The organism is uncultured Methanobrevibacter sp., from assembly GCF_900316895.1.
Lineage (GTDB): Archaea > Methanobacteriota > Methanobacteria > Methanobacteriales > Methanobacteriaceae > Methanocatella.
In genome coordinates this window covers 1-12,587 of the sequence record NZ_ONER01000055.1, presented here as the reverse complement: position 1 = coordinate 12,587, position 12,587 = coordinate 1, and the positions used below count along the sequence as shown (strand labels likewise).

Annotated in this window: 6 protein-coding genes; 4 read left to right on the top strand and 2 right to left on the bottom strand. The window is 39.8% G+C overall.

Annotated features, from left to right (window positions below):
* Both QZN27_RS06815 and QZN27_RS06810 read left to right on the top strand, forming a co-directional pair.
* A partial coding sequence (locus QZN27_RS06815; protein ID WP_296785539.1) for an HIRAN domain-containing protein occupies nucleotides 1–311 on the top strand: 311 nt, incomplete at its 5' end.
* A 462-nt stretch (nucleotides 312–773) separates the two neighbouring features.
* Entirely contained in the window at nucleotides 774–1,607 is an 834-nt protein-coding gene (locus tag QZN27_RS06810) for a hypothetical protein (protein ID WP_296785536.1), read from the top strand.
* 72 nt (nucleotides 1,608–1,679) lie between these two features.
* On the opposite strand, the gene QZN27_RS06805 is transcribed toward QZN27_RS06810, so the two are convergent.
* Nucleotides 1,680–4,997 carry a C1 family peptidase gene (locus QZN27_RS06805; RefSeq protein WP_296785531.1) on the bottom strand — a complete coding sequence of 1,106 codons (3,318 nt, stop codon included), beginning with the start codon at nucleotides 4,995–4,997 and terminating at the stop codon, nucleotides 1,680–1,682.
* Nucleotides 4,998–5,125: 128 nt separating this feature from the next.
* On the opposite strand from QZN27_RS06805, the gene QZN27_RS06800 reads away from it, so the two are divergent.
* The gene (locus tag QZN27_RS06800; protein ID WP_296785529.1) at nucleotides 5,126–11,008 is read left to right on the top strand and encodes a right-handed parallel beta-helix repeat-containing protein; all 5,883 of its coding nucleotides are present in this window, start codon (nucleotides 5,126–5,128) and stop codon (nucleotides 11,006–11,008) included.
* 139 nt (nucleotides 11,009–11,147) lie between these two features.
* Here the strand turns inward: QZN27_RS06800 and QZN27_RS06795 are convergent, their stop codons facing one another.
* A complete protein-coding gene (locus QZN27_RS06795; protein ID WP_296785526.1) occupies nucleotides 11,148–11,372 on the bottom strand; it encodes a hypothetical protein in 225 nt (74 codons plus the stop codon).
* A 342-nt stretch (nucleotides 11,373–11,714) separates the two neighbouring features.
* On the opposite strand from QZN27_RS06795, the gene QZN27_RS06790 reads away from it, so the two are divergent.
* Entirely contained in the window at nucleotides 11,715–12,467 is a 753-nt protein-coding gene (locus tag QZN27_RS06790; protein ID WP_296785523.1) for a lipopolysaccharide assembly protein LapB, read from the top strand.
* Nucleotides 12,468–12,587 lie beyond the last annotated feature (120 nt).

Genomic DNA, 12,587 nt, shown 5'->3' with positions numbered 1-12,587 from the left:
TAGACCAGCTGGGCGAAGGCGTAAAGGCAAGAATCTGTCAGGCTCTTGCAGCCAAACGCTATGACGAAGCGGATAAGGCGGAAAAACAGCTTAAAAAATTAAAGTCCACTGAAAACTACATCAACATTACGGGAACCCAATACTACCAGAATTTCGCACCGTTCAGGGAAGGGACAATCGTTGATTTGATCAGGGAACCCGACAATCCCCATGACCGGTATGCGATACGCGTTGAAATCAAGGGTGAAACGGTAGGTTATGTTGCAAACAACCCGTATACCCTAATCAAGGAGGTCAAAAACACGTGCTGAAGTGCAGTTCATCCTGTTTAACAAATGGGTTATTGCAAAGCTGATTTGAGAAGGGCATTAAATGAAAGCGTAACTATTTTGAAAGGCAAGCAATTATGGCAGTGCAGGTGCAATTTCTGATGGATGCCGATATGATAGAACATTCTCCAAGTTTTCCAAACAGTTAAAAGAAATGAAAAACTGATAATAAATGCTTCACTAATTTATATTATCGTCTTTTAAAAATAAACTATAAATATCAAATAATCCATTCCTGCAAACATTCACTTATCAAAAATATCATGCATGGCATTGCCTTCAAAACTCAATATTGATTCCAACTTAAAATTATTATATTCAAAAAACAATATTGATTTAAACTTATTTTATAATATTCTAATGTAAAAATTGCTCTAGAGCCATATTAAAAGATATATATTCTTTAACAACAAATTAAAGAATAATAAGAAAAAATTATCAGAGGTGAAAGTTATTGAATTTCATGAGGACATCATCTTCAAGAACAATGGCGAAATCTATGGTCAGGACCTGATAGAAATCGTGAAAATCAAAGGAAAACTCATTAAACTTCATCAAACCGAATCAAGCATTATACAGCCGAAGATGTACAAGCCGGATTTGATAATGGAACTGGAAGACAGGATAATAATCTTCGAGTTTCAAAGCACCTGCGTAAATACCAAAGACAAAAGGAGATTTCGCTTCTACAGTGCACTCTTTGACCATGTAAAGATCAAATCCAAAAAACCCATAGAAGTCCATGTTTTAAGCACAGTTAAAAAGAAGAAGACAACATGGTATAATGTAAGCTCCGAGGCTTGCTTTCCAATATACATTCACTCCCTCAAAAACATTGATGGAGATAAACTTTTAAATAGGATGAATGCTAAAATAGGAACTAACCAAAAGCTTACAACCAAAGACTTGCTCATGATAAGTTTGCTTTGCTTCATGAAGTCTGAAAATACTGTGGGAAACAATATATTGGATTCAGCAGTCACAATAACCAACATCCCTGATTTGGATGATGACATCAGCCAATTCGTAAAGGGAGTGTTGCTGATGCTATGCGACAAGTTCTCTGAAGACAAATCATTAAACAAAACAATATCAAATATATTGGGTGGGAACATGAAAATAGTAGAAGACTATGCACAAAGAGTAGCAAAAAAGAAAGTTGATGAATCAAAAGAATCAATAGTGATTAATTTATGTGAAGAAGGCTTTAAAATAGCAGATATTGCAAGAATCACAGACGTCAGTAAAGATTTTGTTAAAAAAACACTATCCAAATAACCTTCACAATTATCTTCCCAATTTAGAAAAATTCAAGATTTTAAAAAATATTAATAAAATAGTGCTTAAACACTATTTTACTTTAACAGTCGTTTTAATTGTATCCTTAAGGTATGTCACCTTTACGGCGTAGGTTTTGCCCCTTTTAAGCTTTTTGATAACTTTCCTATTCAATGTCTTTTTTGCAATTCCTTTTCTGTTTGTTTTTACCTTATAGGTTTTGCCGTTGAATTTGAAGGTTATTTTTTTGCCTTTAATCAATTTGCCGTTGATTTTAAGGGTTGCCTTTATGCTAAACTTCCTGGCAGTCTTTTTGACTGTGACTTTCTTGGCCTTAAGCACCTGTTTAACGGTGACAGTGTTTTTGTAGACATTGCCGTTGAAGGCGGTTGTTATAATGTACTTTTTCGGAACTTCACCTATTCTGATTTTGGCAATTCCGTTTCCATCACTTTTGACGGCCATGGATTTTCCATTGATTGTAAACACAACAGTTAAGCCTGATGCAGGCACTTTGCCGTCAGCTGAAACCAGTTTAACTGTGAAGTATGCACCGCCGTCATAATCAACCATGATGTCCCTGTTTTCAGTAATCTTACAGGTTTGTGCATTCAGCTTTACAGTGACATTATTCCTGTATGCCTCACCATTATACTCTGTCAATATCTCGTAAATCCCCGGAGCTTCATTAATCCTAATTTTGGCAACTCCATCATCATCTGTTCTGAGAGAATATCTTTTCCCGTTGATTGTGAAGTTGACAACTGCACCCGAACCTACCGCATGCCCGTCACCTGCGACAACCTTGACGGTGAAGAATTCACCGCTTCCATAATCAACAACAACATCCTCATTTGCGATGATTCGGCTGTCATCGGTTAAGGTATAGGCCTTTAAGATGGCCGCATGGCCCTCTTTTGACATGTCCACCCAAACATCACCATCATGACTTGCCTTTGAACTTCCAGGCTCAACATTCAGCCTGGCAGCTCCCACTGCTGTTAAATTGCTTTTGAATTTGACAATGAACTCATCGCCTTTCTTAACCGGAATGTATTTGTCCAGCCTGATGGAGGCATATCCCATATAGTCACTTACTCCGCTTTGGTTATGCACCTCCACGCCGTTGACGAGCACTGAGAACTCATAATCCACACCTGAAGCGTTGAAGAATGTCCCTACAGCCCCGATCAAGGCATCCTGTGATGCGACAAAGCGGTTCATGCAATAGGAGTAGTTCACTATTTCACCATAACAGGTTTCAAGCTGATAAATCATGTTATAATCAATATTTTCTACAATGAATGCCAAAGGAGGGGTTTGAGTGGCAAATGAAGCGTCATAATATGAAATGTAGAAAAATCCTTCCTCGCCCCACTGGGTTCCCCAGCTGTTCTTGCAAATCCATGCCCCATCGCCCGGAGGAGTCATGGCAAAGTTTTCCTTAGGGTAGGTGTCATCCCAGCCCACAAGGCTGACTGCATGATTATGGCCCGGTTCGGGATTGTAGAATGCATGGGTCGCATTGTTGTAATATTTGGAATCATGGACATGCTTATAGTTTACCGCCAGAGCCCCGTAGCTGATCAGCGCCCATTTCATCAGGTCATTATCCGTCGAGTTGGCTCTTGGAGGAAGCATCACCGCATCCAGGATGTGAATGTCATAATCGGTGGCGATGAGCGGGGAAATCTTGCCAAGCTGGTCATAAGGGTCATATTCAACGGGAGACACCCCAAGCCAGCTTATGAAGTAACCCATTGCCAGGATTGAACTTCCGCCCTCATAAGCATTGATATTGCCGTATTTTGAATATCTAAGCATTGTATTTTGCAGGTTATTTTCTGAAAAGCAAAATGTCAGGTTGGTATATCTGAGTATTGCAGACTCCAATGTGGCAATGGAGCCGAATGCCCAGCAGGAACCCATCTCGCCCTGATCCTTTACAGGTGAAACCCATCCCCAGTCCCGCAGGTCAAATCTTTTGGGGAGATTTTCAACGTTTATGCTGTTTTTGAGGATTGTGAAGTTTGTCTGGGAGTTTTCAACAGTGAAGTCGTAATCGGTATTGTTCAGAGAAACCGTGTCATTGGTGAAATCGTTGCCCTCCTTGACATTGGTGATGTCAAAGACGCAGTAGATGCTTGAGGAGTTTGCGGGATTTCTAAAATAGCATCCGGTCAGGTTAAGTACGGTGTCATATGTATAGAGTGATGAGCCCTCGCCTGCGGCATTGTTTTTAAAGACACATGAGTCCAATGCAATCCCTCCGTTGTCCAGATAGCATGCTCCGCCGTTTGCAAAACCTTCAGTCAAGGCCATGTTTGAAACGAATCCTGAATTTGTTATTTCACCTGACGCTCCGGAGGTATAAACGGCTCCCCCATCAAATTGTGCACTGTTTGAAGTGAAATTTGACCGGTTAATCAATAGGAATCCGCCGAGCTGAAGGAATGCCCCTCCAAACTCCGAGGAGCAGTTGACGAAGCGGGAACCGATGACTTTCACCGTTGCATTTGACCCGTAAATGGCGGCAACATCGGCAAAGACCGCCCCACCGTTTTTCTGTGATTTTGTATTGATGAAGCTGCAGTTCTCTATGGTCACATTGCCATTTGCCCGGATTCCAACGGCACCTGCAGTTATTTTAGCCGTCAGGTTGATGAAATTGCAGTTCCTGATTCTGCCCGAACTTTCAAGGATATGGACTGCAGTGGAGTAATTGGATATGAGATTGGCGAATGTGGTGTTTTCAATGTACAATCTGGCGTGTCGGGCATAAATCAGGCCCCATGACAGTTCCCTATCACTTATGAAGGTTGCGTTAACCACCCCAACTGTTGAATTCTTGCCGGCAGTGTGGATTGCAGAGGCCTTAGCCTGGTTGTTGATGAACTTGTCGTTTACGCTGGTGTAGTTGCCTCCAATGTAAAGGGTGCCTCCGCCGGCCTGGTTATTCTCAAAGGTCACATTATTCGTTTTAAGCCAGGAAGTGGTGCCTGCGATAATTGCCCCTCCACCATCAGTTTTTGCATTTATGATCTTGAGATTGCTGATTGTGATGTTTCCTTTATAAACGGTGAAAACCATGGACTTGCCGTCCGCATCCACCGTGTGGCCGTTGCCGTTAATGACAAGACTGTCCTTTTTAATTGCTATTCCGCTGACGTTATCGGTTTCATTGTTGAACTTATAGTCCCGGGTCACATTGAATTCATTGTCCGAATCCGCTATATCATTTTCCAAATCCTTGAATGAGGCTTCAGCCTCTTCATAAATATCTTCATCCTGCATGGTTTCATTATCATCCGAAATCGAGTCTGCCGCACACACTGCACCTGCAGAGATGATTAAAACAAGAAATAGAATCATTATTTTTAAAATCTTCACAATACCACCATATATAATATATTTTCAATTCAGCATTATTAATAGATTATGCAAAAATGTTTAGGAGAACTTTTCATAAAAATCCTTAAATATTATCTAAACGAAAAATAATATTGAGGTAAAAATATATGATGTTTAAAAAATTTCTTATTATAATATGTCTGATAACGGTACTGTTTACCCTTGCAGGCGTTAATGCAAGCGACGTAAATGATACCGTTGTCGCATGTGAGGACCAAAATGAAGTGACCCTCGCTGAAAATCAGGACAACGATGAACTCAGCACGGCTGAAGATAATAAGCTAAGTGCAAATACAGGAACATTGACTAATCTGGCAGATGACATTAAAAAATCAGATGGTGAATTAAATTTAACACGGGATTATGCCTATACCAGCCGTATTGGTGAGCGTGTAACGGATATCCCCTATTTGGACGGGATACCTGTCAATAAAAAAATTACCATCAACGGTAACGGCTTTACAATAGACGGTAAAAATAAGGCAAGTGCATTTTTTATTTTAAAAACCACCAATCCGATTGTATTGAACAACATTACATTTAAAAACTGTTACTCTCCGTCCCTTGGTGGAGCAATCTATTCCGAGGCCAAAAATATTGTTATTACAAATTGCAGGTTTATAGATAACTCCGCTAAGGATAATGGAGCGGCAATCTATATTTTTGGTGAAGACTCAACAATATCAAATTGTACCTTCACAAACAATAAAGCTAAAAATGGCGGAGCCCTACACATTAAATGTCATACCACTCTTTCAAATTGTATTTTCACAAATAATAAAGCAGATGATGGTGGAGCTGCCATAATCGGAGGGCAAAGCCTAGTTTTAAATTGCAGTTTCACAGATAATGCTGCAAATCGCGCCGGAGCCATCTGGGCACAGGATCCCAATACCACTATAATGAACTGCAGATTCACAAATAATGTTGCAAAAGAGGATGGAGGTGCAGTTTATACAGTGATTAATTCCGCCAACCTGATTATCTCAAATTCCACATTTACAAACAATAAAGCAGATGATGGAGGAGCCCTGTTATTATTTGCTCTAACCACCGTTTCAGATTGCAGCTTCACAAATAATACTGCAAATCGCGCCGGAGCAATCTGGACACAATGTGACAATTCCACTGTAAAAAACTGTAACTTCACAAAAAATAATGCCGCAAAAGATGGAGGGGCAATTTATGTGGCGACGAAATGTATCAACCAAACTATCTCAAACTCCACATTTACAAACAATAAGGCAACTGATGGAGGAGCCATACTAACTTTCTCTCCAACCTCTGTTTCAGACTGCAGCTTTACAAATAATACTGCAAACTGTGCCGGTGCAATCTGGATGCAAGGTGTTGATTCCACCATAATGAACTGCAGATTCACAAACAACACCGCATCAACCCGTGCCGGTGCTGTCATCATGACCTCCACTAAAAACAGCAATGTGAAAAACTGTAACTTTACAGGCAATACTGCAAAAGAGGAAGGCGGAGCAATTTCATGGGATTATAATAATAACGGCAATGTGGAGAACTCCTATTTCATTAATAACTCTGCAGATAAGGGTGGTGCAATGTATGGCGGAACTGACGTGAATTGCTCATTTACCAATAACACCATATACAACACAACAATCCAGTTCAATGTCACAGATACAGTAACATATATTGAGGGCACTGTAATGTTTTACGGTTTGCCGGAATGCAATCTTACAGTAACCGCCAGCGATAAGAATGGAGCCACAAAAACATTTGACATCAGCGATAAAGGATGGAATATAGGAGACCTGAAAGCAGGTACATATACTGTCAAATTTACCATTAAAGAGTATGACAAAAATAGAGGTGAATTAACAGCCCAAATAACTGTAAGGACCAAGCAGATACAGGAGTTGGATGAGCTGATCCGCAACACTCAAAACGATACAATTGTCCTGAATTATGATTACACCTGCTATGAGAAAGGAAATCTGGCAAACGGAATAATAATCAACAAATCCATTACAATAGATGGACAGGGCCACAAAATAGATGCCAATAACCTTATGAGAATCTTTCAAGTAAACAATAATGCAGAAGTTACATTTAAAAATATAATATTTGCAAACGGACAGGCAAAATATGGCGGATTCGGTGCCGCCATCTGGAATAACGGAGCAAAAAACGTTACTGCAATAAACTGCACATTCGAAAGCAATCAGGCATCCTATGGTGGAGCAATAACCAATGTAAATGCTTTAGAATGCCTATTCAATAAGAATGCTGCAACAAACTTCGGAGGTGCAATGTGGGGCGGCTCTGCTGTGAACTGTACATTCATCAATAATGCCGCAAGATACGGCGGTGCAATGCATAAGACTTATGCCCAGGACAGTACCTTTACAGGCAACAAGGCCAGTGATTTAGGCGGTGCAATGAACGGAGGCAATGCAGTAAACTGTACTTTCACAAACAACACTGCAAACACCGGCAGTGCAATCTATACCGGTTCAGCCGACAATTGTTCTTTTATCAATAATAATGCATACCACACTGAAATTAAATTTTATGTTAATAAGAAGGATATAATGCTCCCTGGTGATGCCGTATCATTCCAGGGCCTGCCTGAATGCAACCTTAAAGTAACCGTTACAAAAGACGGTGCCACAAAAGAATTAAGATGTGATGATAAAGGATGGAAAATAGAAAACCTGGAATTGGGAATCTATAATGTCCAGTTCAGCATAGAAACCGATAACAATGGAAAAGTGAACACAGCAATGCAGCTGGGATATTCACTCGATTTAACCATAAATGTTGTAGACATTTTTACAGGTCAGAATGAAATCGTTGAAATATTTGCCACCAATAAAACATTCAATGATGACATTACATTATCCATAAACGGCACCAATTATACCGTCAATCTTGTTGACGGCTACGGCAGTTATACCATTCGGGATTTGGCCATCGGCGAATATGATGCAACTGTCAGCTTTAATGGCGATAAATTCTGGCCGGTTGAAAAATCCGTAAAATTTGAAGTGACCCCTAAATTCGACCTTGACTTAAGCATAAACGTTGCAGACATCATTGAAGGCCAGAGCGAAACCGTCGAAATCCATACAATTGACGTATTCAGCGGCAATGTCACCGTATCCATAAACAGCATCAGCAAAACCGTTGAAATTCTCAACGGTATCGGCAATTATACCCTTGGCGAAATGGATGCCGGCAACTACACCGTGACCGTAAGCTTTAACGGAAATGAAGGATTCAACCCTGATTCAAAACAGGCAAAATTTGAAGTGCTTCCAAAACAGGACCTCAATTTAACCGTTAGTGTTAGTGATATTGAAGAGGGCAATATGGCGACCATATACGTCAGCGCCAATCCGTTATTTGACGGAGAAGTTAAAATCTCCATAAACGGCACAGATATCCAAAATGAAACACTGGACATGATTGACGGCAAAGGCACATATCAGGCCATGTATTTAGATGCAGGCAATTACACTGTGACCGTCAGTTATGATGGAGACGACGCATTCAACCCGGATTTGAACTCAACAACATTTGAAGTTAAAGAGGAAGGAGAAAAAACCGACCTTAAGTTGACCGTAAGCGTTGAGGACATTTTTGCAGGAGATAATGCAACCGTTAAAGTCACAACCAACAACACCTTCAACGGCAAAGTCATACTGATTATAAACGGCATTGTAAATGACAACATAACCGTTGAAAACGGTAACGGCTCATATGCTGTTGAAAACTTACCTGCAGGCAATTATACTGCCTATGTTGCTTTCAATGGCGATGATGCATTCAAAGCAGATGCAAACGCAGGCATGTTTGAAGTTAAAAAACGTGACCTTAACCTAACTGCCAGCGTTGAGGAAATTTTCACAGGAGATAATGCAACCGTGAAAGTCACAACCAACAAGAGATTCAAAGGAAACATTTCAATTGTCATAACAGGCATTGTCACCGACATCATCAGTGTCACAAATGGTGAAGGTTCATACACTCTTAAAAACATGCCTGCAGGCAATTATGCAATATATATCAGTTTTAAAGAGGACAATGAATTTAAAGCGGATGATAGTGAAATTAACTTAACAGTCAAAAAATATGACCTTTATTTAAATGCCTCCAGCGAGGATATTTTCGAAGGACAGACTGCAACAGTCAATATCACTGCAAATACAAGTTTCACAGGCAATGTGATCGTATCAATAAATAACAGCAATCATAGCGTCAATGTCGCCAATGGTGTCGGCAGCTTCATGGCTTCAGGTTTAACTGAAGGCGATTATACTGTAACAGTCAGCTTCAATGGCGATGAGAGATTCAACGGCAATGAAACATCAGCCACATTCAAAGTCAAACCTAAATATGATCTTGATTTAAATGTAGAAGTTCAGGACATTTTTACAGGCCAAATAGAAAGCGTTCAGATTCATAGCAGTTCCATATTCAACGGCAATGTCACATTGCTGATAGACGACAATAACTATACCGTTAATGTTGCTGGCGGTTATGGCAGCTATAATGCTTCCGGTTTAGCTGTAGGCAATCATACCTTGACTGTTGTTTATGATGGAAACTATAAATTCAATCCTGATGAAAAGTCAGTGCAATTTGAAGTCACTCCTAAATTCGACCTTGATTTAACCGTCAGTGCTGCAGACATCATTGAAGGCCAGAGCGAAACCGTCGAAATCCATACAATTGACATATTCAGCGGCAATGTCACCATATCCATAAACGGCACCAACAAAACCGTTGAGATTCACAATGGTATCGGCAATTATACCATTGGCGAACTGGATGCAGGAAACTACACTGCCACTGTCAGCTTTAACGGAAATGTCGAGTTTAATGAAGCTTCAAAATCAGCCAAATTTGAAGTACATCCAAAACAGAACCTCAATTTAACCGTCAGTGTTAGTGATATTGAAGAGGACGATATGGCGACAATATACATCAGCGCCAACCCATTATTTGACGGCGAAGTTAAAATCTCCATAAACGGCACAGATATCCAAAATGAAACACTGGAAATAATTGACGGCAAAGGCACATATCAGACCATGCATTTAGATGCAGGCAATTACACTGTCACTGTCAGCTTTGATGGAAACTATGCATTCAACCCTGATTCAAAAACAGCCAGATTTGAAGTCAAACCTGAAAAGGAAAAAACCGACCTTAAGTTGACCATAAGCGTTGAGGACATTTTTGAAGGCCAGAATGCAATTGTGAAAGTCACAACCAACAATACATTCACAGGCAACATGATGGTATTAATTAAAGGCATTGTAGATGGCAACATCTCTGTAGTGAATGGTGCAGGCTCATATTCCATAAAGGTCTTATCTGAAGGCAGCTATAACGTATATGTTGGATATAATGGTGATGGCACATTCAAGGCAGATGTGACCGTAATCCAATTTGAGGTTAAACCTGCAGTTTATAACATGATAAACAATAAGGATGTTACAATGCTTTACACTGCCAAAACACCTTATAAAGTTCTCGTAACTAAAAACGGCAAGGCAGTTGGAGCGGGCGAAACTGTAGCCATCAAATTCAACGGAAAAACATATAATGTCAAAACCGATGCAAACGGTTATGCAACCCTGAAACTTCCTAACGTAAAGCCTAAAAAAGCCAAATACACCATTACAGCTACATATAAAGACATTACAGTTAAAAACACGGTAAAAGTAAACAGCATCATAAAGGCTGCAAACAAAAAGGTTAAAAAATCCAAAAAAGTTACCAAAATAAAAATTTCCCTCAAAAAGGTCAACAAGAAATACCTTAAAAATAAAAAGGTCAAGATCAAATTCAGAGGAAAAACCTACAAGGTAAAAACCAACAAGAAAGGAGTGGCAACATGGAAAGTCAAAAAATCCATGCTTAAAAAACTCAAAGTCGGTAAAAAATACAAATACAAGATAACTTACGGAAAAGACACCGTAACCAAAAAATTAACCATTAAAAGATAGGGATTTTTAAATCTCTATAACCATCACTTTTTTTAAGGCAAAACACTTATTTTTTCAGGTAAAAAAGAGTCAGGTGAAATTTCACGGGAGTGAAACTTCACAAATTGTTCAGCTTCCTTCATAGACCATGCTTCCGCCGTCATGAATTTTTATTGTGGCTCCGGAGCTGACCTCCACGTTGTTGTCGGATAGGGAAAGGCCGCCATTTGAAGATGCCTTGTATATTGCTCTGCCTTCCCGGTCCGAATTTTGCTCCCTGGGCTGCAAATGATCCTGTGTGGATTGCTCCTGAAAAATACAGTGCGGTCATTGCAATGCATGCCACCGCAACTATTGTGATTATAATCATGTTTCTCTTTTCCATGTCAAACCTCCTTGATTGATATTGATAGTTCTATTGGATATGATTAATAAGTCGAACAAATGAAATTATTTCAGTGAGCATTTAGAAATCTCAAATATTCTGTAAATCAGATGGGTACAGCAGCTCCAGTTCAGAATCAACATATGTGGGCAGTTCAAATTCAGATAAAATTTCATTTTCAAGCAAAGATGATGCTGAAAAATCAGGATACCACTCCTGCAGTTACTGTAACCCGTGACATCAAAAAGGATAATCCGGCTTTTTCCATGAACTTTCCCATAAGGACAGCCAATGATATTTCTCATGACAAACTTAATATACCATTAGGACCATCTAATCATTATGACAACCGAAATCACCAAAATATTAAAAGGATTCAAAAAATTCAGCGAAAATCCATATTCAGACGCAATCAAGTTTTTAAAAGACTACATTGAAGTCGAGCCGACGGACGAAGCCCATTTCGAGCTTGGAAAGGCACTGTTTTTAAACGATGAATACGACGAGTCAATAAGGTATCTGAACCTATCCAATCATCCGAAATCGGATGCCTATATCGGACTTGACTACTACAGAAAGGAAGATTTCCCCAATGCAGTCAGGCACTTCAACGAGTTTTTAAAAGACTATGAAAACGAAACGATCCTTTCGTACCTGATGCTTTCATATGAAAAGGCAAGAGACTGGAGAAATGCGATCATAACAGGCGAAAGGCTTCTTGAAATCCGCCCGGAAAACAAGTCGGTGAAATTGCGAATGGTCGACTACCACTATAGCCTCAGGGAATACGAAAAATCCCTCGCATACATCAAAGAGCTTGAAAGCAGGAAACTCAAATGCAAAAAGGGACTGATTCTCTTCCGCCTTGAAAAATATGATGAGGCCATCAAAACAGTTGAATCCATAAAGACTGCTGAGGCATACTCCCTGATGGCAAAATCATACCTGAAGCTGAACAATCATGCAAAAGCGGTTTCATGCGCATTCAAATCCTATGAATCAAGCAGGGACCCCGAAATCATTCTGGAATTTTCGGACATGTATCTTGAAAGCGACTTTGAACCTCTCCGACCTGTAGAGGTCGTAGATTCTTAGGTAATCCATTCTAATGAATGGAAATATTCTAAGCTATCCCCTAGGTCCCCTAGGTTCTGTTTTTAGTGTTTTTAACCCTTCGTTTAAGATGTTGATTGCTGCGTTGTGGTCTCTTTGATG